Annotated in this window: 30 protein-coding genes; 3 read left to right on the forward strand and 27 right to left on the reverse strand. The window is 41.0% G+C overall.

Translation table 11 applies throughout. The features are described from left to right. Nucleotides 1–36: 36 nt before the first annotated feature. From DWZ93_RS03615 to ylxM, 14 genes are all read right to left on the reverse strand, one after another. Nucleotides 37–903 carry a mechanosensitive ion channel family protein gene (locus DWZ93_RS03615; protein WP_118451988.1) on the reverse strand — a complete coding sequence of 289 codons (867 nt, stop codon included), beginning with the start codon at nucleotides 901–903 and terminating at the stop codon, nucleotides 37–39. A 12-nt stretch (nucleotides 904–915) separates the two neighbouring features. Next, nucleotides 916–1,761: a peptidoglycan editing factor PgeF gene (gene pgeF, locus DWZ93_RS03620; RefSeq protein ID WP_118451989.1), complete on the reverse strand. Its 846-nt coding sequence runs from the start codon at nucleotides 1,759–1,761 to the stop codon at nucleotides 916–918. A 12-nt stretch (nucleotides 1,762–1,773) separates the two neighbouring features. Beyond that, on the reverse strand, nucleotides 1,774–2,160 hold the full coding sequence (locus DWZ93_RS03625; RefSeq protein WP_118451990.1) for a YraN family protein: 387 nt from the start codon (nucleotides 2,158–2,160) through the stop codon (nucleotides 1,774–1,776). Nucleotides 2,161–2,223: 63 nt separating this feature from the next. Then, the gene (locus tag DWZ93_RS03630; protein ID WP_118451991.1) at nucleotides 2,224–2,883 is read right to left on the reverse strand and encodes a ribonuclease HII; all 660 of its coding nucleotides are present in this window, start codon (nucleotides 2,881–2,883) and stop codon (nucleotides 2,224–2,226) included. Beyond that, nucleotides 2,876–3,442, reverse strand: a complete 567-nt coding sequence (gene lepB, locus DWZ93_RS03635) for a signal peptidase I (protein WP_118383529.1) — start codon at nucleotides 3,440–3,442, stop codon at nucleotides 2,876–2,878. Before lepB (DWZ93_RS03635) ends, DWZ93_RS03630 begins: the two co-directional genes overlap by 8 nt. 27 nt (nucleotides 3,443–3,469) lie before the next feature. Then, nucleotides 3,470–4,327, reverse strand: coding sequence for a ribosome biogenesis GTPase YlqF (gene ylqF / locus DWZ93_RS03640; protein ID WP_118451992.1), 858 nt, complete (start codon nucleotides 4,325–4,327; stop codon nucleotides 3,470–3,472). Between the two features lie 28 nt (nucleotides 4,328–4,355). Next, on the reverse strand, nucleotides 4,356–5,069 hold the full coding sequence (gene lepB, locus DWZ93_RS03645; RefSeq protein WP_118451993.1) for a signal peptidase I: 714 nt from the start codon (nucleotides 5,067–5,069) through the stop codon (nucleotides 4,356–4,358). 65 nt (nucleotides 5,070–5,134) lie between these two features. Further along, nucleotides 5,135–5,482 (reverse strand): 50S ribosomal protein L19, encoded by a 348-nt coding sequence (gene rplS / locus DWZ93_RS03650; protein WP_118383526.1) that lies wholly within the window; start codon nucleotides 5,480–5,482, stop codon nucleotides 5,135–5,137. Nucleotides 5,483–5,573: 91 nt separating this feature from the next. Beyond that, a complete protein-coding gene (gene trmD, locus DWZ93_RS03655; protein WP_118383525.1) occupies nucleotides 5,574–6,341 on the reverse strand; it encodes a tRNA (guanosine(37)-N1)-methyltransferase TrmD in 768 nt (255 codons plus the stop codon). After that, entirely contained in the window at nucleotides 6,341–6,847 is a 507-nt protein-coding gene (gene rimM, locus DWZ93_RS03660; protein WP_118451994.1) for a ribosome maturation factor RimM, read from the reverse strand. Before rimM ends, trmD begins: the two co-directional genes overlap by 1 nt. 118 nt (nucleotides 6,848–6,965) lie before the next feature. Beyond that, nucleotides 6,966–7,196 carry a KH domain-containing protein gene (locus DWZ93_RS03665; protein ID WP_118383523.1) on the reverse strand — a complete coding sequence of 77 codons (231 nt, stop codon included), beginning with the start codon at nucleotides 7,194–7,196 and terminating at the stop codon, nucleotides 6,966–6,968. A gap of 22 nt (nucleotides 7,197–7,218) precedes the next feature. Beyond that, entirely contained in the window at nucleotides 7,219–7,464 is a 246-nt protein-coding gene (gene rpsP / locus DWZ93_RS03670; RefSeq protein WP_118383522.1) for a 30S ribosomal protein S16, read from the reverse strand. Nucleotides 7,465–7,509: 45 nt separating this feature from the next. Beyond that, nucleotides 7,510–8,868: a signal recognition particle protein gene (gene ffh / locus DWZ93_RS03675; protein ID WP_118383521.1), complete on the reverse strand. Its 1,359-nt coding sequence runs from the start codon at nucleotides 8,866–8,868 to the stop codon at nucleotides 7,510–7,512. Between the two features lies 1 nt (nucleotide 8,869). Further along, nucleotides 8,870–9,214, reverse strand: a complete 345-nt coding sequence (gene ylxM, locus DWZ93_RS03680; RefSeq protein WP_118383520.1) for a YlxM family DNA-binding protein — start codon at nucleotides 9,212–9,214, stop codon at nucleotides 8,870–8,872. A 140-nt stretch (nucleotides 9,215–9,354) separates the two neighbouring features. Between ylxM and DWZ93_RS03685 the strand changes: the two genes are divergently transcribed. From DWZ93_RS03685 to DWZ93_RS03695, 3 genes are all read left to right on the forward strand, one after another. Continuing rightward, nucleotides 9,355–9,621 carry a chorion class high-cysteine HCB protein 13 gene (locus DWZ93_RS03685; protein WP_118383519.1) on the forward strand — a complete coding sequence of 89 codons (267 nt, stop codon included), beginning with the start codon at nucleotides 9,355–9,357 and terminating at the stop codon, nucleotides 9,619–9,621. 171 nt (nucleotides 9,622–9,792) lie between these two features. After that, nucleotides 9,793–10,140 carry a hypothetical protein gene (locus DWZ93_RS03690; RefSeq protein ID WP_147345586.1) on the forward strand — a complete coding sequence of 116 codons (348 nt, stop codon included), beginning with the start codon at nucleotides 9,793–9,795 and terminating at the stop codon, nucleotides 10,138–10,140. Beyond that, nucleotides 10,137–10,418, forward strand: coding sequence for a hypothetical protein (locus DWZ93_RS03695; RefSeq protein ID WP_118451995.1), 282 nt, complete (start codon nucleotides 10,137–10,139; stop codon nucleotides 10,416–10,418). Before DWZ93_RS03690 ends, DWZ93_RS03695 begins: the two co-directional genes overlap by 4 nt. 59 nt (nucleotides 10,419–10,477) lie before the next feature. Here DWZ93_RS03695 and DWZ93_RS03700 read toward each other — a convergent pair whose 3' ends face one another. The 13 genes from DWZ93_RS03700 to DWZ93_RS03760 all read right to left on the reverse strand — a co-directional run bounded on the left by DWZ93_RS03700 (nucleotide 10,478) and on the right by DWZ93_RS03760 (nucleotide 21,895). Further along, entirely contained in the window at nucleotides 10,478–11,170 is a 693-nt protein-coding gene (locus DWZ93_RS03700; protein ID WP_118451996.1) for an L-ribulose-5-phosphate 4-epimerase, read from the reverse strand. Nucleotides 11,171–11,173: 3 nt separating this feature from the next. Continuing rightward, nucleotides 11,174–11,830, reverse strand: a complete 657-nt coding sequence (locus DWZ93_RS03705; protein WP_118383515.1) for a class II aldolase/adducin family protein — start codon at nucleotides 11,828–11,830, stop codon at nucleotides 11,174–11,176. A 13-nt stretch (nucleotides 11,831–11,843) separates the two neighbouring features. Beyond that, entirely contained in the window at nucleotides 11,844–12,356 is a 513-nt protein-coding gene (locus DWZ93_RS03710; RefSeq protein ID WP_118451997.1) for a hypothetical protein, read from the reverse strand. 83 nt (nucleotides 12,357–12,439) lie between these two features. Continuing rightward, nucleotides 12,440–13,804, reverse strand: coding sequence for a PTS galactitol transporter subunit IIC (locus DWZ93_RS03715; RefSeq protein WP_118451998.1), 1,365 nt, complete (start codon nucleotides 13,802–13,804; stop codon nucleotides 12,440–12,442). 63 nt (nucleotides 13,805–13,867) lie between these two features. After that, entirely contained in the window at nucleotides 13,868–14,152 is a 285-nt protein-coding gene (locus DWZ93_RS03720) for a PTS sugar transporter subunit IIB (protein ID WP_118383512.1), read from the reverse strand. A gap of 50 nt (nucleotides 14,153–14,202) precedes the next feature. Beyond that, entirely contained in the window at nucleotides 14,203–14,679 is a 477-nt protein-coding gene (locus DWZ93_RS03725; RefSeq protein ID WP_118383511.1) for a PTS sugar transporter subunit IIA, read from the reverse strand. 30 nt (nucleotides 14,680–14,709) lie between these two features. Then, a complete protein-coding gene (locus DWZ93_RS03730) occupies nucleotides 14,710–16,743 on the reverse strand; it encodes a BglG family transcription antiterminator (RefSeq protein WP_118451999.1) in 2,034 nt (677 codons plus the stop codon). A gap of 450 nt (nucleotides 16,744–17,193) precedes the next feature. After that, nucleotides 17,194–17,727, reverse strand: coding sequence for a hypothetical protein (locus tag DWZ93_RS03735; RefSeq protein ID WP_118452000.1), 534 nt, complete (start codon nucleotides 17,725–17,727; stop codon nucleotides 17,194–17,196). Nucleotides 17,728–17,756: 29 nt separating this feature from the next. Further along, on the reverse strand, nucleotides 17,757–18,518 hold the full coding sequence (locus DWZ93_RS03740; protein WP_118452001.1) for an SDR family NAD(P)-dependent oxidoreductase: 762 nt from the start codon (nucleotides 18,516–18,518) through the stop codon (nucleotides 17,757–17,759). Nucleotides 18,519–18,581: 63 nt separating this feature from the next. Continuing rightward, a complete protein-coding gene (locus DWZ93_RS03745) occupies nucleotides 18,582–18,854 on the reverse strand; it encodes a PTS sugar transporter subunit IIB (protein WP_118452002.1) in 273 nt (90 codons plus the stop codon). A gap of 55 nt (nucleotides 18,855–18,909) precedes the next feature. Then, nucleotides 18,910–20,280, reverse strand: a complete 1,371-nt coding sequence (locus tag DWZ93_RS03750) for a PTS galactitol transporter subunit IIC (protein WP_199665873.1) — start codon at nucleotides 20,278–20,280, stop codon at nucleotides 18,910–18,912. A 60-nt stretch (nucleotides 20,281–20,340) separates the two neighbouring features. Beyond that, nucleotides 20,341–20,808, reverse strand: a complete 468-nt coding sequence (locus DWZ93_RS03755) for a PTS sugar transporter subunit IIA (RefSeq protein WP_118452003.1) — start codon at nucleotides 20,806–20,808, stop codon at nucleotides 20,341–20,343. A gap of 37 nt (nucleotides 20,809–20,845) precedes the next feature. After that, a complete protein-coding gene (locus tag DWZ93_RS03760; RefSeq protein ID WP_118452004.1) occupies nucleotides 20,846–21,895 on the reverse strand; it encodes a zinc-binding dehydrogenase in 1,050 nt (349 codons plus the stop codon). Nucleotides 21,896–21,905 lie beyond the last annotated feature (10 nt).

The raw sequence follows: 21,905 nt of genomic DNA on the forward strand, positions 1-21,905 counted from the left end.
TATTATATCTGATTTGTGAGAATTTGCAAGTCTTTTTTAATTGGATTCCTGAATCCGTACATTCATCTGACGATACGGAATCACAATATTTTCCCTGTCAAATGTCAGCTTGATCCCTTCCAGCATATCCCAGCGCACATTCCAGTAATCTTCTGTACTTACCCAACATCGCATTCCGAGAATCACTCCGTCATCGCCAAGTTCATCCACAAAGATTCTGTGTTCTTTATCCTGCATGATTCTTGACTCTTTCCGGATCAGATCCGCCAACACTGCTTTTGCTTTCAAAAGATCAGATTCATAGGAAATCGATATCTTCAGTTCCAGTTTACGCTCATCCATATGGGTAACATTAGTTAAACTGTTATTAGTCAGCATACCATTGGGAATGACGACAGTACGGTTATCGACCGTTAATAATTTGGTATAAAAGAGCTGAATTTCCTTTACTGTTCCTTCATCACCATGATTATCTTCGATAATATAATCACCTACCACAAATGGTTTCAAAAGCAGAATCAGAATACCACCGGCAAAGTTGGATAAACTTCCCTGCACAGCCAGACCTACTGCAACACCTGCAGATGCGATCAACGCTGCAACAGATGCGGTATCAAATCCAAATTTCGTTGCAATAGTAAATAGCAGTATTCCATACAACATAAACTTTAATAATGAATCTACAAAAGTTTCCACACCTTTGTCTACATTAGATCTTTCCAGCATTTTGCGGGTCAGCTTTCGAATCCATTTGATCGCGATTCTTCCAAGAAAGAAAAATATCAGCGCAAGCACGATCTCTATAGCAAAACTGATCAGATTCGGAATATGATCCTGCAGATATTGAATAAAGACATTCACATCTTCTGCCGCTTCATTGGTCGTTTCTATTACTTCATCCATACTTCCGTCTCCTTACTCCACTTTCGTCTCTTCTTTTAATGCAAGAAATGCACTGAGGTTACCTCTTTTTCCTTTGGTATAGCGATGTGAGAATAACAGCTCGTGATTACAGCAGGTACACACATTCGTCACCGCCATATGTTCTGCTTTTACACCTGCATCCAACAGATTGATCTCATTGGCGCGCCAGAGATCCAGCTGATACTTTCCATTCTCTTTGCGATAGAACAATGAATCCCAGTCTGTTTCTTTATAATTTGCCCGAAATTCATCAATGACATCCTCGCTAACTTCATAACACTCCTGACAGATAGAGGGACCTACAACCGAGCGGATATCCACTGGATCACATCCAAATGTCTCCTGCATTTTCCGAACCGTCGCAATAGCCATCTTATGAACTGTGCCGCGCCATCCAGAATGGCTCAGCCCGATAACACGTTTTACCGGATCCACAAAATATAAAGGCACACAGTCTGCATAGAAGGTCACCAGGCAAAGACCCGGCACATTGGTGATCATACCATCCGTCTCCGGCATCGTCTTACCATAGTTCGTCTCATCCACTACCACCACATTGGTAGTATGTGTCTGATTCGTATATACCATTTTGCTTTCTTCCACACCGATTGCTGCCGCAAGTCTTCTGCGATTCTCATTTACTGCCTCCGGATCATCTCCCCTGGTGGTACTGATATTCATCGTAGCACAATCTCCCTTGCTGACACCGCCAAGCTTTGTTGAAAATCCCTGTTTCACAATTCCAGTCTCTTCCAGCAATGGACTTACCAGCAACGGAACGCCTGCTGACTCTGTCAGATTCCATATGGATTTATCATTTGCATACTTTATCTTCATATGTTCTAGCCCCTACCCTTTATAATCAAATGCATTCCGGTACAGCTGAATCTCATCGCCAGCTTCTCCCAGAATGCCTACTACATCAAATCTGCAGGGACATCCCCACACACCATTTACCGTCATGTAATATAGTGCACATCTGGAAATGACCTGCTGTTTCCTTATATGAACCGCTTCCGACGGCATGCCTTTTCTGCGGTCTGTGCGGTACTTCACCTCACAGAATACCAGATATTCCCCATCTCTGGCAATAATATCAATCTCGCCCTGTCTACAGTGATAATTATACTGCAGGATCTGATAGCCCTGCTGCTCAAGATATTTTCCTGCAATCTGCTCGTATCTGGCACCCACAGAACGTTGATTCTTCTTGTTATACTGCTTTCGTTTTTTCATAGGTATAAGCTTTTGCTCTCATATTCTGTAAATCCCTCAATTACAACACCTATGACTCAGATATTATATGTATTTGTGGATAAAACTCATCCGATGAATCGGTGTCGGTCCCAACTTCTTCAATCCCTCAATATGTGCTTTGGTTCCATAACCCTTATTGGATGCAAAATCATATCCCGGAAATACCTTTTCATATTCAACCATCAATCGGTCTCTTGTCACCTTTGCAAGAATACTTGCTGCCGCAATGGATACACTCTTAGCATCTCCTTTAATGATCGGTATCTGCATAATCTCAATTTCCGGTATAGTAACAGCATCATTTAACAACAGATCCGGCTGTACTGACAGATTGCTGATCGCCATACGCATTGCCTCATATGTTGCCTGCAGAATATTGATCTCGTCAATCCTTGCCGGGCTTGCCATCCCGATTCCCGTAGCAACCGCCTCTTCCAGAATCACTTCATACAACTCTTCCCGCTTCTTTTCTGATAATTTCTTCGAATCATTAAGATACAGAATCGGATGATCCTTTGGTAATATGACAGCTCCGGCAACAACCGGACCTGCAAATGGTCCGCGTCCCACCTCGTCAATACCGCATATTGCCTGATGATCACTGTATTCTTTCTCAAATACACTCATAGCTTCTGTGCGGGCGATTTCTTTTTCCAGCTTTTCCTGCTGCTTACGCAGTCTCTCTTCTTCTCGTTTATTCATGACGGATCACTCCTACCTTATCAAACGGGTAAATACGTACCCATGCCCGTCCCAGCAGGTCTTTTCGCTTTAGTATACCAACACTTGGATCCCGGCTGTCCGAACTGTTATTCCGGTTATCTCCGAGCACAAAATACTCATCATCCCCAAGCGTGATCGGCTCGGCTGCAATTCCTGCTGACTGCATAACTTCCTTACCATAGATATCACTTTCCAGCTTCTCTCCGTTGATATAGACATATCCGTCTTTTACCTGCACCGTCTCTCCCGGCAGACCGATAATACGCTTAATATAATAAACATTTTCCTCATACTGATATGGAAATACGATAATATCATAGCGCTTTGGATCACGGAACCGGTAGGAAATCTTATCAACGATCAGCTGGTCACCATCCTGCAGCGTCGTTTCCATAGAATGACCACTCACGCTGGTTCTCTGTCCCACAAATGTGATGATCAGCCATGTCAGACCGACAATGATTGCAATATAAACAAGCCAGCCAAACAACTCGTAAGCCACAGAATGTGATTTCTTTTCTTTTTTAGTTTTCCCCATAATGCATATCCCCTTTCAAATTACCGACTACGCCAGATCCTGTACCTCCGGATATTCCAGCGTCAGTCTGCCAAGCTTGCCACTTCTGAAGTCTTCCAATAACAGATTCGAAGCCTTCACATAATCAAGCTCATTGCCACGCACCAGACAATGTTTCTGTTCTGCGATTTCTTTCAGACATGCATAGGAATCCTGATCTTCATTGATCCCATATTTATCAGCCAATACACCTGAATAATTTTTAGTCATAAATTTGATCAGTTCAGAAGCCAGTTCCTCAATATTCAGAATCTCATCCTTAATAGAACCGATCAGCGCCAGTCGAAGTCCTACGCTCTGATCTTCGAATTTCGGCCAGAGGATACCTGGGGTATCCAGAAGTTCCACACTCTTGTTCAGGCGAATCCACTGCTTTCCTTTTGTAACTCCCGGCTTATTACCTGTTTTAGCCGCAGCCTTTCCTGCCAGAGAGTTGATAAATGTGGACTTGCCCACATTCGGGATTCCTACTACCATCGCTCTTACCGGACGGTTCAGAATACCCTTTCTGCGGTCGCGTTCAATCTTCTCTTTGCAGGCTTCCTGGATCACAGCCTGAATCGACTTTAATCCACCGCCCTTTTTAGAATTTACTTTCACGCAGGAATAGCCCTTACTTTCAAAATACGCTTTCCATTCATTATTCCAACGGTCTTCTGCAAGATCCGCCTTATTAAGCAGAATCAGTCTCGCTTTTCCCTTCCCCAGCTCATCAATGTCTGGATTGCGGCTGGAAAGTGGTACTCTGGCATCTACCAGCTCGATCACCAGATCAATCAGTTTTATGTTTTCCTGCATCATTCGTTTTGCCTTGGTCATATGACCCGGATACCATTGAAAATGCATAATCTCCTCCATTTTTACAATCTATGTCTTATTTCTTTATAAATCCCATATGGTCAAATGGTGACAGCAAAAACCACGCCTTCCCATATATATAGGAACGTTTCACATTGCCTACATCTGCCATACGGCTGTCTTCACTTTTATCTCGATCATCTCCAAGCACGAAATACTCATCTCCGCCCAGAGTAATCTTCTCCGATACGATTCCCACATCATTAATCTCTGTTGCAGTATAGTCTTCTTTCAGCTTTTCTCCATTAATATATACCGAACCTTCGATAATTTCTACCGTCTCTCCCGGAAGTCCGATGATTCGTTTTATGTAATAGTGAGAATTCTCATTTCCCTTCGGTTTAAATACGATGATATCACCACGCTTTGGCGAAGTCACATTATATGCGAAGCGATTCACCAGTACAACGTCTCCATTGCTAAGCTTCGGACTCATAGAATCCCCCACAGTACTGACTCTCTGTCCGAAATACCACACAAACACAAATGCAAACAGTAACACGACTGCAATCTGTAAAATCCAGCTTAACACTGTATGCAGTCTTCTGGAACTGAAAAATCCGCGGATATTCAGATCCCTGATGGACCACTTCTTTTTCTTACGCGGTCTGTTCTTTGGTCTTTTTACCGGAATCGTCTTGCGTTCCGGTTCCTTCTTCTGAAACGGCAGGATGATCTGCCGTCTTTTTCTGTCTCTTATACTATTCGATCTTCTATTACGTCTCGGCATATCTGTATTCCTCGTATACAAAAGCAGGGACAAGTACGTATGTATTTGTCCCTTCTCATGTGTAACTATTTTACTAATTCTTTAACCTTTGCAGCCTTACCGATACGTCCTCTCAGGTAGTTCAGTTTCGCTCTTCTTACTTTACCTCTGCGTACAACTTCAACCTTCTCAACGTTTGGTGAATGCAATGGCCATGTCTTCTCAACGCCAACACCGTTAGAATTCTTTCTTACAGTGAATGTAGCTCTTGAGCTTCCACCCTGTTTCTTAAGAACAGTACCCTCGAAAACCTGAATTCTTTCGCGGTTACCCTCTTTGATCTTACCGTAAACTTTTACAGTATCGCCAACATTAAACTGTGGCACGTTCTCTTTGAGCTGTTCTGCTTCAATACTCTTAATAATATCGTTCATTGTGCGACCTCCTTATTATTCGGATGTTCTTAATACGTCCTATTACAGTATCAGAGGACCATCTCTTCTTCTCACAACGTATTATATACTATCATACCATCACAGACTTTGCAAGCTTTTTTTCTTCTTCTGTGAGATTTGCTTTTTCCAGAAGATCCGGACGATTCTTTGCAGTACGAATCACTGACTGCTCTCTGCGCCATTTCTCAATATTCGCATGATGTCCGGACAACAATACCGGCGGCACCTGCTTCTCATGCCAGATCTCCGGTCTGGAATACTGCGGGTATTCTAACAGATTATCCTGAAAACTCTCGAATTCAGCAGATACATCATTATGAAGCACACCCGGCACCATCCTGGACACGGCATCTACCATGACCATCGCCGGAAGTTCACCACCCGTCAGCACATAATCACCAATTGATACATAATCTGTAACGATTTCATCTAATACACGCTCGTCAATCCCTTCATAATGTCCACATAAAAAGATCAGTTCCTCTTCCTGTGCAAGCTCTTCCGCCATCCCCTGCGTAAATGTCTGACCCTGTGGTGACATGTACAGCACTCTGGGCTTCTTTTTTTCGACACATAGCTCACTGTCTGCGCCGCCTTGTGTATGGATCTTGTCTATAATTGCCTGATAGCACTGATAGACAGGCTCTGCCTGCATCAGCATCCCGGCACCACCACCATAAGGATAATCATCTACACTGTTATGCTTATTAAATGCATAATCACGGATATTCACCGCTTCAATAGATAAGATTCCTTTGCTGATCGCACGTCCTGTAATACTGGTATTCAGTCCTCCCATCACCATTTCCGGGAATAGTGTCATAATATGAATATTCATTACACCAGGCCCTCCATCAGGTGAATCGTCATGCGTTCCTCATCCATATCTACATCAAGGATACACTCTCTAATCGCAGGAATCAGTACTTCGCCATGTTCCAGGGAATCAATGATATAGACATCATTAGCTCCTGTTTCCATAACATCTTTCAGCGTACCGAATTCACTGCCGTCTTCTGTGTATACCTTCATGCCTATCATATCTGCAATAAAGTACTCATCCTCGTCAAGATCCACCGCATCCTCACGGTCGATCATCAGGCTCTTTCCTCTATATTTTTCAATGTCATTAATATTGTCGATCCCCTTAAATTTCAGGATTGCAAATTGCTTAAAAAACTTCACATTCTGGATTTCTAATGGAAGCATCTCTCTCCCGGTATCCAGATACACTTTCTTTAACTGTCTGAAACGTGTTACATCATCTGTCGTTGGAAATACTTTTACTTCTCCGCGCACCCCATGTGTTGACGAAATCACGCCTACCTGCAACTGTTTTTCCATCTTACTCTCCTTACTCACTAAATGAGCAGACTGACACCTGCTCAATATAATCGTGTAAGCACGATTTCTGCATAGCGGCTTATTGCACAAAAAGTCCCCAATCAGGGGACTTTCTATATTAATCAGCGATATCTACAATCACTTTACGATCTTCCTTGGCTGCAGCTGCTTTTACAACCGAACGGATTGCCTTGGCAATTCTTCCCTGCTTACCGATGACTTTGCCCATGTCAGACTCTGCCACATGAACCTCGACAACGGTAGCTTTCTCTTCCTGCTTCTCAGTTACAACTACTTCATCCGGATTATCGACCAATGCTTTTGTAATGACTTCAACCAATTCTTTCACGAATGAACACCTCCGCCAATACTTATTTTTCGATACCGGCTGCCTTGAAAAGCTTTCCAACTACTTCTGTTGGCTGTGCTCCATTGTTAAGCCACTTCTTAGCTGCTTCCTCATTGATAGAGAAACCACTTGGTTCAAGGTTCGGATCATATGTTCCGATCTCCTCGATAAATCTTCCATCTCTTGGGGATCTGGAATCTGCTACAACGATTCTATAGAAAGGAGCCTTCTTCTGTCCCATTCTTCTTAATCTGATCTTTACTGCCATTTCATTCACCTCCGTATAATTTTAAATTATTTTCATTAATATATGTTAAAAAGGTAATCTGAATTTTCCCTTTTTACCACCTCTGCCCATTTTGTTCATGGATTTCATCATCTTTTTCATCTCATTGAACTGCTTGACCATACGGTTCACCTGACTGATATCCACTCCTGCACCTTTAGCAATCCTGTGCTTTCTGGAAGGATTCATCAAATCCGGATTCTCGCGTTCTTCCGGCGTCATAGAATAGATCATTGCTTCCATTCGTGCCATCTGCTTCTCTGCTTCGCTTGTCTGCTCATCTGAGATCTTTAATCCCTTGCCGCCAAGTGCTCCCATTCCCGGAAGCATTCCAAGAATACCTGACATACCACCCATCTTCTTCATCTGCTGGGTACTCGCAAGAAAATCATTGTAATCAAACTGATTCTTCTTCATCTTCTGAGTCAGCTGTTTTGCCTGATTTTCATCAATCTCAGCCTCTGCCTTCTCAATCAGAGACAACACATCTCCCATACCCAGTATTCTGGATGCCATACGGCTTGGATAAAACTGTTCCAGATCCGATAGCTTCTCACCCATACCTACATAAAGGATTGGTTTGCCGGTTACTGCCTTAACTGATAACGCTGCACCACCACGAGTATCACCGTCCAACTTGGTAACGATCACACCGTCAATGCCTACCTTCTGATCAAATTCAGCTGCCACATTAACAGCATCCTGACCCGTCATCGCATCGATTACAAGAATCGTCTGATGTACCTCAACGGTCTCTTTAATCTCCTGCAGTTCCTGCATCATGTCCTCATCAATATGAAGACGTCCGGCTGTATCCAAAATCACGATATTATTATCGTTCTTCTTTGCATGTTCCAGAGCTGCCTTAGCAATATTCGCCGGCTTGTGATTCTCACCCATGGAGAAGACTTCTACTCCCTGTTTCTCACCGTTGATCTGCAACTGTTTGATCGCTGCAGGGCGATATACATCACATGCTACCAGAAGCGGCTTCTTACCTTTCAGCTTAAACTTGCCTGCAAGCTTAGCTGTGGTCGTTGTCTTACCAGCTCCCTGAAGACCTGCCATCATGATTACGGTAATTGCCTTGCCCGGCTGAAGCTGAATCTCTGTAGTCGTAGATCCCATAAGCTTCACAAGCTCTTCATTAACGATCTTGATGACCATTTGTCCAGGGTTCAGTCCATTCATAACATCTTGACCGACTGCTCGTTCCTGAACATTTTTAATAAAATCCTTAACTACTTTAAAGTTAACGTCCGCAGCGAGAAGTGCCCGTTTGATCTCCTTCATCGCTTCCTTTACGTCTGCCTCTGTCAGGCGCCCCTTACTTCTAAGGTTCTTAAATACATTCTGAAGTTTTTCTGTCAAACTGTCAAAAGCCATACTATAACTCCTCTAAGATCTCATCTGATATCTTACGTATCTCGGACTTTAACACCGATATATCTTCCGCTGGTTCCTGATCCAGAATCTCCCGTATCTTATGGATCTGTTCTTTCACTGTGAGAAATCTTGAAACAAGATGAAGCTTCTCTTCATACTCCTGCAATGTGCGGTCACAGCGCTTCACCAGATCATGTACTCCCTGTCTGCTGATTCCTGCATCTCTCGCAATCTCTCCAAGCGATAAATCTTCCAATATAAACTGCTCATAGATCTCTTTCTGGTGATCTGTAAGTAATTCACCGTAAAAATCATAGAGCAAAGCCTGTTTTAATAATTCATCCATCGTTTCTCACCTGTGTTATCATACACTACCCGCGAATGGGTGTCAAGTATTTTTTCTTTACACCTTAAAATTCTTTCACACATTTTCTTCTCTCACATATGATGTACTGTAAAATCAAATATCCCATGGAGGTCTATTCAATGAGCGATTTATCTAACTGTGGTTGCGGATGTGACAATAATGTTAACGGATGTGGTTGCGGACGCGGTGACTGCGGATGTGGATGTGGTTTCGGAAATAACAGTTGTCTCTGGATTATTCTTCTGCTCATCTGCTGTGGCGGATGTGGCAACGGCTTCGGACACGGTGGCGACTGTGGTTGCGGAGGCGGTAATGACAACTGTCTCTGGATTATTCTTCTGCTTATCTGCTGTGGTGGATGCGGCAATGGCTTTGGCTGCTGCTAAATTTCCATCTATTCTGCCGGTCTATACATCTGACCTTATGCGGGGATATCTTCTTTTATCCCCGCATATACATAGTAAGACTTTATCTTCAGGCAGTGTGCTATGGAAAAACGACCGATCTTTCCGATGACTCAACTGGATACACTCGTAACTACGCAGGAACTTCAGCTCATGAAACTGATGCTGCCTTATATTCCTGCCAATATGCGTGGTATGCTTGCTGTGTATATCAAGTTTACTGAATTCACAAATACTATTCATCTGTTCCATAGTACAGGCAATGGTTCCCCAGACGGTCCAATACATAGCAAAAGTATTCATTCACCAGAAGATATCCTACAGGATCTGAGTTCTTTCATGGATCCTGCCGAAGCTGATAATATCAGCATGATATTCAATATGATGAATATAATGAAACAAATGGACCCATCCGGCTTCGCCTCTCCGGAAAGCAACAGCGAGATGTCTCAGATGATAGATCTGTTCGATAATATAATGAAAGGAAATGATGAAAAATGATGGACTGGACAACACATCCCGGCATGAATAATCTCGATCCTCTGAAACGTGAGATCATACGTACCGCCGCAAAGCAGGTACAGGGTAAAAGCGGTAACCAGATGGCTACTGTTATGATGGCACTGATCACCAGTGCAAGAAAACATAATATAAACTTTTCACCGGAAGAAATGTCATTGATCTTAGAAATACTAAAAGACGGAAAAAATCCTGATGAGCAAAAACAGATTGATAATATGGTATCAATGGTTATAAATGTGATAAAAGAAAACTCCTGACAGTCACACTCTGCCAGGAGCTTCCAAGTATAATTGAGAGAAAAAATAAGTTTTAAAATCTACTGCCCATAGTATGCATTTGCACCATGTTTACGCATATAATGTTTTTCAATTAATTCTTGTGGTGCTTCTTTTACTCCGGGATTAATAAGCTCCGTCCGATAAGCCATCTTTGCACATTCTTCCAAAACGACAGAATTATGTACTGCCTCCGCACTGCTCTTTCCCCAGGTAAACGGTCCGTGATTTTTACATAACACAGCTGGTACCGATAAAACATCTTTTTGAAATCTACGAAATTCTTCAACAATAACATTTCCTGTATTGGTTTCATAATCCTCGTCAATTTCATTTTTTGTCAAATTACGTACACACGGCACTTCACCATAAATATAATCTGCATGCGTTGTTCCATAACAAGGAATACTCCTACCCGCCTGTGCCCAGCTGGTTGCATATGGAGAATGCGTATGCACAATACCACCTATTTCCGGAAAAGCTTTATATAAAACAATATGCGTAGGCATATCTGAAGAAGGTTTATACTCTCCTTCAACCACATTTCCTTGAAGATCAATAAGTACCATTTTTTCCGGGCTTAACTCATCATACGGTACTCCGCTCGGTTTAATAGCAACCAACCCTGTTGCCGAATCTATCTCACTTGCGTTTCCCCAGGTAAATGTCACCAATCGATATTTCGGCAACATCATGTTTGCCTTATATACTCTTCGCTTCAGTTCTTCTAACATTTTCTATGCTTCCACGATTGGCTTTTGTCCATATCGTCTAAATACCTCAACTGCTGTTTCTACCTGTTCTGCATTCAGTTCCGGTACATCCTGGTTCATACTATAAGCAATAGAATAAGTTTTAGCTGCTTCTTCCAGATAAACGCAAGCACACAGTGCCTGTTTCAAACTGTCTCCAACACCGATTACGCCGTGATGTTTTAAGATGACTGCTAATTTATCTCCCATATTCTCAACTGCTTCGATACCCATCTGTTCACTTGCCGCTGATGAATATGGACATACTTTTACCGCTCCACGTGTTGCGTTTGCCAATGTTGTAAGGTTGCATGGCAGTTCTTCTGTTACAAGCCCAACACCTGTTGCATATGGCTGGTGGGTATGAATAACTGCATTTACTTCTGGCATATGTTTTAAAATATATAAAAGCGCTACAGTATCTACCGATGGTTTCCTTTCACCTTCAATAATATTTCCTTCTATATCCATTACCAGAACATCTTCTGGTACCATATCTTCGTAAATCATACCTGATGGAGTTACCAGGATTTCACCTGTCGGCATACGGAGAGTCACATTACCTCCTGACAATGTAACAAGTCCATAACGATCCAATTTTTTTCCTGCTTCAATAATACTGATTTTTTCTTGTTCAAACATCGTATTGCACTCCTTATTTTCTACGCGCGCGACCTCTTTTTATTGATTTTGTTTCTTCACTGCCACGCACTGCTCTGGCTTTCAATCCTTCTGGATCAATTTCAACTTCCTTATGAAACAGATACTGAAATAATTCATTTCCATCATTAAAATAATAACAATTCACCCAATATCGACCTCTAAAAATACCTGCTTCATTTATACGTACGAACATTTTGGTTCCGGAAGCCAATGGCTTACATTTAAAACGTTTCACTTCGTTCCAGTCATAATGATGTGATTTATGATAAGCTGAAAATGTAATTCCCTGATCACTCACTTCAACTTTTGACGGATTGGCTATCGATACGAAAGTTTCCCACACAAAATATCCGGCAACAACAGCTGCTACTACCCATAAAGCCGGAACATTTGTTGTAAAAATACTAAACAATGAATACGCTAAAATAAAAGCACAAAATATAGCCGTAATAGTTATCTTAGTCCTGTAAACTTTTGTATCATATTCATAAATCTTTGCGTTCATTGTGCTTCCTCCTCAGTCAGTTTCCCTTGTTTTTTTAATTACAGGCACCATACAATGATGATGCCTGTAATTGGAAAACTATCTTAATTTGCAGCTGCGTGCATTTCTGCAGCCTCTTTCAAGATTTTCTTTCTGTTAACCAGTGCCATTGCAACCGCAATTACACCAACTACTGCAATTCCGATAATCGGATTTAAACCATTTAATCTGGTAATTGCCCATGTTAATGGGTTTGCTCCATCACAGATACTTGAAATAGCTGTTGCAGAACCCATATCGAATCCAGCTGCTTTTGCTGCCGGAGTAATCCACTGCGACAGGTCAGTAGCAATATACAGACCAGCTGCCAATGTGATAATACCAATAATAAGTGCACGGAATCCATTTCCGTTAACCACCGGTGTGATCAATACAAACATCCATGGAATAACCGCAAGGTCTGCAAATGGCATTACCTGGTTTCCTGGAAGTAATACTGCAAGGAATACAGTGATCGGTACAAGTACTAATGATACAGACAGAGTCATTGGATGACCAACACCTACTGCTGAATCAAGACCGATGTAAATTTTACCACGATTAGAGAATTTCTTTTCAATAAACTCTGATGCAGCGTCAGATACAGGAATCAATCCTTCCATCAGGAGTGCTGCCATCTTAGGAATCAGAACCAATACAGCTCCAAGATTAATACCTAATGCAAGAATTGCCGGGAAGTCATATCCTGCAACAACACCGATGATAATACCAAGCACTGTACCTACAAGGATTGGCTCTCCAAATACACCGAACTTCTTCTGCATTTTTTCGATATCAAAGTTAATCTTATTAACACCAGGAATTTTATCGAGAATCCAGTTAAATAACATTGCAATTGGTGCATATGCTGTTGTAAATCCATGCGGAAGTGAAACACCAGGAAGTCCTAATGTTTTTTCTACACCTGATGCTGTCCAGTCACCCAATACCATAATAATTACCATGTTCAGGATTGCAGCAATGATACCATACATCTGATTTCCTGTAACAACTGCAACAAGTGCTCCAGTAAATGCAAAATGCCAGTAATCCCAGATATCTACATCAACCGTCTGTGTTGTGTTTGTCAGCAGCATTACAATATTTACAGCAAGACAAACTGGAATAATCACTGTTCCAACTGTAGATGCAAATGCAATCTGTGCAGCTGCCGGCCAGCCAACATCAATTACAGAAAGGCTCAGACCAAATCTTTCTGCCATCTGCGATACTGCCGGTGCAAGGTTATTACCCATCAAACCAGTCACAAGGTTCAGACCAATGAATCCGATACCTACTGTCAAACCTGCACGTAAAGACTTACCAAAACCAGCACCTAAAATGCAACCCATAACACAAATAATGATAGGCATCATTACCGTCGCACCCATATCACTTATGTACTGGAAAAATCCCAAAAAATAACTCATCTCTCTATTCTCCTTCCTCATCTATCAAGTTAATAGAATCCTTTTTGTTCCCTCATAAAACTTTTACTTCTGTAAAACTTCTACAATCTGATCAACGATTGGCTCAGTCCCTCTTCCAAGCAGGAATGGAGTTCCGATAATTAATGGACAATGACATTCTCCGCCAAGTACTGTTGTAGAAATCACCAGATCATACTGTTTAGACTTCTCAGCCACTTCTGAAGCCTTTCCCTGTGTAATCTGGAACTGTCCTTTCAGTCCTCTTTCTTCCAATGCTTTTGTGACTTTCTGATTTACTGCTGTAGATGTGCAAATACCTGAACCACATACTAACAATATTCTCTTCATAGTCATTACACCTCCTTCATTTTTTATATGTACATTTTTCAAATGTAACATTACTCTGTAAACGATTTACCAAATTTTTCTGCCAGTTCTTCTGGCGTTGCACAAGCTTTTAAACCTCTAAGATAACCTTCTGACTGAAAGATATCCATCATTCTTCCGAGGAAATCCACCTGGCTTTCTGGCTTTTTAATTGCCATCATAAACATCATTTCGCATTTCACAGATTCTTCCGGCATACCCATATGACAGAATTTTACTGGTTCTTTTAAAATTCCAACTGCAATAGCCTGTCTATTAACATGAATAGAATCTGTATGCGGAATGGCAATACCCATTTCTTCAAAGTTGAGTCCGGTACTAAATACCTTTTCTCTCTCTTTCACCGCATCTATATAACTTTCTTTTACAATCCCTTTTTCATATAAATGTTTTGCAAGAATTTCAATTGCTTCCTGATCATTCTTTGCTTCAATGTCCATAAGAATCAATTCTGGCGAAATATAAACATCACCTAATGCGCTCGACATATTTTCACCTCCTTCCACATTCGACAAATATTACTTAGCTGTTGTTAATCCATTAAGTGCTTCCATAATAGATACCTTATCAACTGCCTTATCTAATATCTGTCTCGTCCTCTCATTTCCAAATATCATCATCAGATCGTAAATTGCCTGATTCACACTCTCCGCACTCTTAACACTCATTCCGATTACATATTTAACCGGATCATTCATTTCATGATGAAACTCGATTGGTTTCTTAAGTCGTATGAGTGAGGCTGCTTCATATATAACTCCCTCTTCAGCATCAGCATGAGGAAGTGCAGTTCCCGGACAGATTACGATATATGGTCCATAAGCTTCTATTTTCTGAATCATAGCCTGTATATAGCGTTCTTCTACTGCTCCATCTTTATATAGAAGCTCGCCGGCATGATTAACAGCATCTTTCCAATCTTTTGCTTCATAATCCACCTCGATTCTGTTCTCAGACAGCCATTCGTAAAATGCTCCCTGAATATGAATCTCTTCTGGATTAATCACATCTAACTCGATACCTGCATTTGGTTCCATAATCCCTTCCATTACTTCCAATGCCATCTTTTGTATATCTAAAATATCATCTGTATTCAGCATTGCTGATCGAACCACAATACATGGTATCTCCTGCTTTTCAATAGGAATCGTCGAAATAATCATATTCGCACCACTGCGTTTAATTTCACCTGTATTATGCACCGATGAAACACTGACTATTTCTATTACCTCTTCAAGTGTCCTTAACTTTGCAAGCATAAACTGTGCTGTTCCACGTCCGGTCTCACACACAAGTGCGACCTTTATTTTACTGTGCTTCGAATTTTCAACTTTTTCTTTTTCGAGAACAGATGCAAAATACAACACAAGAAATGACATTTCATCTTCTGAAAAAGAACATCCAATATATTCTTCAAGATTTCCAATATTTTTTCTTATGATTTCAAATATTTCCGGATATTCCTGTAGCAGCGAATCTTTCAATGGATTCGTCAATCGTTCTCTGGTTTGTAACCGATACACTGCTGATCTCATATGAGCAATCAGGAGATCATACAAGGCAAAGTCCAGATAAAAATCAATTCCGAAACAGCTGGAAATCTTATATAACGCTTCCGATATCATTAATCGAATATCTAATGCATTACCTTTATGTGTTTTGTCTTTTAAATAGCTTTTTCCTTTCAAGCATTCTGTAAAGTATAAAATTTCAACCTCTGGAATATCTAATTGATATTTGTTTCCAATCGTTTCTAATATTTCACTGCTAAATGTATATTTAGAGCTTTCTTTAAAACAAATCCATCTTTCCGCATAATGTTCTGGAATCACCTGATGATTTACAATCCGATTGATAATCAAAGTAATCTCTAAAACAGTTTCAAAAAACGAAAAATCCGACAAAAATGATTGTGCGTACTCTTCTTGTTGCACTACATGAGTACACATATCATCATAAATATTTAATTTATCCATCTGGCGAATTAGCAGATTCCAGAAAGCTCCCAAATTATAACCCGTTCCATAATGATTATTGTCACCATTAACTTCTAATAATTTTAGGATACCTTTTCGTATTTCTAACTCTGAGGCATTTACTATATATCCCCGACGTACCTGCGAAACAAGTTCCATATTATTCTCTTCAAACCAATTCTTTAATTCTGATATGTCGTGTAACAGAGTATTTCTGCTTACTCCAATAATGTCTTTCAATTGTTCGACAGTCACATATCCGGTAGTGTTCAGCAAAATCATCGCCAATATGGTGGAACGTTCATTCTTCGACATATAATATGTATAAAATGTTCTTGAACATATGAACTCTTCATACGCTTTTACATCAATTTTCTCAGCACTATCAATGACTAAATCACCATTCCCAGTAATCACAATAAGTGGAAGACTGTATTCTTGTAATGTATTATTCAAGTCTTTAATATCTGCTCGTATTGTTCTTTCCTGCAGATTGTACTTGGTAACAAGCTCTAATATATTTTGTCTGTTTCCAAGAATCAGCTCTCTTAAAATCTTATTACTTCGTCTATTCATAAGTCCTCCTTAACTGTTGTATTTATTGTAATACGCATCTATTTAACAAAAAAGTCCAATTGATTTCCGTTAGTTTTACATGAATTTGGGTTAATTAATCATATGTTTTTGTTTAAATATTCTAATGGTTTAAAATATGAACAATAAGAGATATACAAAAAACACCTCCAGATGTCAGATTATCTTCTGGCACCCGGAGGTGTGATATATCTCTCATTATTCTTTTTATAACATGTAATTACCCAACACGCAACAATGGTCGACTGCCACATTTGCTCAGCCACTGTCCTGTATATAAGGAAAAAAATCAAATTGGAGTTCTACTAATATATTCAAGATTTCTACAAATTCCTCAAATCTTCTTATCCCGTTTTGACGCTTCTGAAACAAAAAATATCCTGGCAGTCAAAAACCACCAGGATATTATCTACATTATAAATGAAGGGAAAATTATTGCTCTATCTCTTCCATAACCGGAACTTCTTCAACCTGAGAAAGCAGTTTTCTTGAAAGAACTGCTACTCCGACAGCAGACGCACATTCCAGAATTCCAAGGAATGTCATCCCGATTTCAGCTGAAATCTGATCATATTCGCCGGTTATCATGAAATAAATACAACTGAAAACTGTAACGCCAGCAAAGAGTGCTCCAAACACGCCACATCTGCAAAGTCTTGCCGGTCCGTTCTTATGCTGTTTTACTGTCATTTCGTCCGTGATCTTCATAGAAGTCGCAATGCCGATCCATGCGAATAAAAGCGGAACAAAATATACTAACCAGCTTAAGTATACGGCAAGATCGCTAATGCTCTGGCAGGAATGTGTACCGGTAAGTACAAATGCTGCCGTCATAACCGCAATTAAAATCGCAGCATATTTATTTATCTTAGAAACGTAATCCGAATCGCAGATATAATGCATCTTAATCGCAATCGGCTGTGTCTGTACTGTCCTGTTTGTTTCCTGTGTCTTTGTTTCAGTCATAATCAATCATCCTTCTTATCTGTTATATTTTAGAGAGTTCGTCCGCCATCCATCAGAATAATCTGACCATGTATATAAGAACTCTCTGGAGCTGCCAGGAAACATGCAAGATTTGCAATATCGTCCGGATATCCAAATCTTCCGATCGGGATTTTAGCCATCAGCTGCTCCTTTGACTCTTCTGTCGGATATAACGTATCAAACAAATCCGTAACAATAACACGTGGTGCAATGGCATTTACATTCACGCCGTTCTTACCGAATTCTTTCGATACCGTACGCATCAGACCATGCTGGCCTGATTTGGATGCAGCATAATGTGCTCCTCCTCCGGTTCCGGTAATACCGGAACCAGAGGTTACAAAGATAATCCGTCCTTCATCTTCAGGTTTCTTATCCGCAAAACAATCATAAAAAGCTTTGACTGTATAGAATGATCCGCTCAGATTGATAGAGATAACTCTCTCCCATTCTGCTGGTTCAATCTCAGCAATTGTATGTTTTCTGCTGACACCTGCATTAATCACAAGAATATCTATCTTACCAAAAGCATCTACCAGTTGCTGCTTTGCCTGAACCAAAGACTCATAATTTGAGACATCGGCTGCTGCGAACACGCATTTATATCCTTTTGCTGTGAATTCTTCCTGAGCCGCAAATCCTGTAGCTTTATCAAAATCAATAATTCCCACAGCTGCACCGCTTTCAGCCATCTTCTCTGCGATACTTCTTCCAATACCCTTAGCTGCGCCGGTTACTACGGCTGTTTTACCCTTTAAACTTAAATTCATTTCAATTTCACCTCAACTGTCTAACTGCGTGTATACAAATCTGTTCTAACTTGCAGGCACTGCTTAACTTAAAATGTCAACAATTTTCTGAATATCCTGTTCCATTCCAATACCCGTCAGGAAAGACAGTGCACGGATTACCGGAATCTTGTCATTTGAATAGCTTGTTGTAGTTACAATAAGATCAGCTCCAGCCATCTTAGACTCAATCTCAGCTACTTTACACTGAACGATTTCCGCCTGTACATTTGCTTTTGCAAGTGCCTCTTTAATCTTTACACATACGACTGTTGATGTTGCAATGCCTGTTCCGCAGGCAACGATTACTTTTTTCATAGATAGATATCTCCTTTCAATTCAACCTTTAAAGTCCTTTTAAATTATGCTCTAATTATTTTGCTGCGTTAGCGGCCTCAACCTGAGCCTTAACGTCATTTCTTGTCCAGTACCACAGTCCAAAGTAGATAACTGCTACAGCAATACCCGCAATGAACATTGGCATGTTAGCTGGATCACAAAGCTTAGCAAATACCCATACAAGAATATGGCATGATGCATCGATACCTGAAATCTGTGTTGCGCCTTCTGGGAAAGCGAATCCTACAGCTTTACCCATTGCTGTTGTAGCCTCAGCCATGTTAGTAGCGATAAACAGGATACCACACATCATAACTGAAGAGCTAAGTACGCTTCGTACGATGTTACCACGGGAAGCAACTACTGCCCAGATTACTGTGAATGGAAGTACCGCAAAGTCAGCGTACGGAAGTAATCTGTTGTACGGCAGAATAATTGCCAGTGCAAGTGTAATAGGAATCATGATCAGGGATACCGTTACAACTGTTGGATGTCCTGTAGCTACAGCTGCATCCAGACCAATGTATACTTCTTTTCCTGGGAATCTCTTCTGAATGAAGTTTCTTGCGCCTTCTGAAATAGGCATCAGACCTTCCATAAGCAGAGATACCATTCTAGGAAGAAGTACAAGTACTGCAGCCATGTTAACACCTGTCAGGATAACCTGTTTTGAATCGTATCCGGCAAGTGCACCAATAATAAGACCAAGAACAAGACCAAGGAACATCGGCTCACCAATGAAACCAAGTTTCTTCTTTAATGTATCTCCTGTAACATTGACTTTGTTTAATCCAGGAATCTTGTCCCATACACGGTTCAATGCGTAGCATACTGGTGCCCAAGCAACAGTCTCAGCATGTGGCAGACATACACCCGGCAGTTCCAGGAAAGATCCTACTGCTGGAGCTGTCCAGTCAGCCAGCTTGAAAGTAACTACAGCGTGGATCAGTGCACACAGCAGGCAAAGCGGAAGGCTTCCTGTTGCGTAATAAATTACACCGCCTGCAAAAATTAAATGCCAGTAATTCCAAATATCAACGTCCATAGTCTTTGTCATATTAAGAGCTAACATAATCATATTAACGATGAACAATAACGGAATTAACAAGACAGCAATTGGCGTTGCCCAAGTAATAGATGCTGCTACCGGCCAACCTACGTCCAATACATTCAGGCTTAAATTCAATCTGTCAACCATTGCCTGCGCTGCTGCTCCTGCATAACTGCTGATCAGTCCGATAACCAGGTTAATTCCGATGAAACCAACACCTACTGTCAAACCTGCACGGAATGACTTGACAAATCCCTGACCAAGAATCAGTCCGAAGATTGTCAGAATGATAGGAAGCATGGCACTTGCTCCCAGGTCCAAAATGTATTGAACCGCGCTTGTGATAATACTCATAGTTTCTCATCCTCTCTTTCTTTTGTATTCCTTAAAGTGTCTATAAAATCATGGAATAAGCTATGCCATAAGCTTCTCCATAACTTTCTCAATTGTGTCCATGTCTTCTGCCGCTTTTACGGTCTGTAACACAGATACGTTCTGGCAGGTTTCTACCAGTTTAGAAAGCATTTCGATCTGATCATTTGGCTTCATAATAGCGAGCATGAAGATCACTTCAACGGATACAGTTGCTTCATCATCTCCCATAACCACAAAGTCCACAGGTTTGTCAAGAATGCCACAGAACACAGCTTTCTTATTAACATGAATAGCATCTGTATGTGGAATAGCCACTCCCATAGCTTCCATCGGAAGGCCTGTTGGGAATACTTTTTCTCGTTCAATGACTGCCCCTGGGTAAGTATCTTTTACCCATCCTTTTTCAACCAGCACATTGCCCATCTCACGCAACACCCCGAATTTATCAGTCGCATCCACCTTGGCCACAAGGTAACCTTTCTCTAAATTTTCCTTTAAAATCTCCATACTTCTTACTCCTTTTGTTAGATATAATAAAATCTTCTTATTTTTCGTCTGTATCAGACACCTGAATAACTACCTTTACTTCCTCTGCATTTTTACTCTTCGTAAATCCTTCTTCCCAGTTATCCAGATCTGTAATCATAGTTACTACCTTCTCCGGATGTACCAGTCCCTCTGCCATCAGTTGTAAAGACGTTCTCCATGCACTCGGCTTCTGCGTTCTGGTTCCCATATAATGAATTTCTTTTGGGAAGAAAATACCTACGTTGACTTCATTGATATCTTTTGCAAATACACCAATCTGGACAACCTCACCCTTTTTACGAATCAGCTCAAATGAACGATTTAATGCCGGAATAGCACCGGAACATTCATAGATTTTGTCTGGTCCGATACCATCTGTCATCTCATTCATTACAGTTCCCAGATCTTCTTTCATCTGATCAACAATACGATCAAATCCAAGTGTTCTTGCAACTTCAAATCTCTTCTCATCTTTAGTAAGACCGGCAATAACTACTTTCGCACCCTGTGACTTACATACCATACCGGTCAGCAGTCCCATAGCTCCCGGTCCAAAGATCAATACCGTCTCACCCGGCTTAACCTGTGATGTTTCCATGGCACCATGTACGCAGCATGCAAGAGGCTCCGTCAAAGATGCCTGTAACAGACTTACTTTTTCTGGAAGTTTATGGATTCTCGCTTCATGGTTAATTACATATTCCGCAAATCCACCATCAGCCTGTGTACCAAGTCCCTGTCTTGATGAGCAGAGATTATATTCTTCATTTTTGCAATAGATACATTTGCCACAGGTCTTAAATGTTGTCTCACTTGTTACTCTGTCCCCCACCTTTAACTCTTTTACATCTGGTCCAACCTCTTCTACAATACCCGAAAACTCATGACCCAGTGTAACCGGTGGTTTATTGCTGGCATACTCACCTGCCCATGTGTGAAGATCTGAACCACAGATTCCTGCATATACTACTCGGATCTTAACCAGATCACCGCTTACTTTCGGTTCCTCAACCTCTCGGATTTCCAAATTTCCAGGTCCCTTTGCGTATTTTACTAATGCTTTCATCGTCATCCTC

Origin of the sequence: Dorea sp. AF36-15AT, from assembly GCF_003477705.1 — a bacterium.
Taxonomy (GTDB): domain Bacteria; phylum Bacillota; class Clostridia; order Lachnospirales; family Lachnospiraceae; genus Claveliimonas; species Claveliimonas ammoniilytica.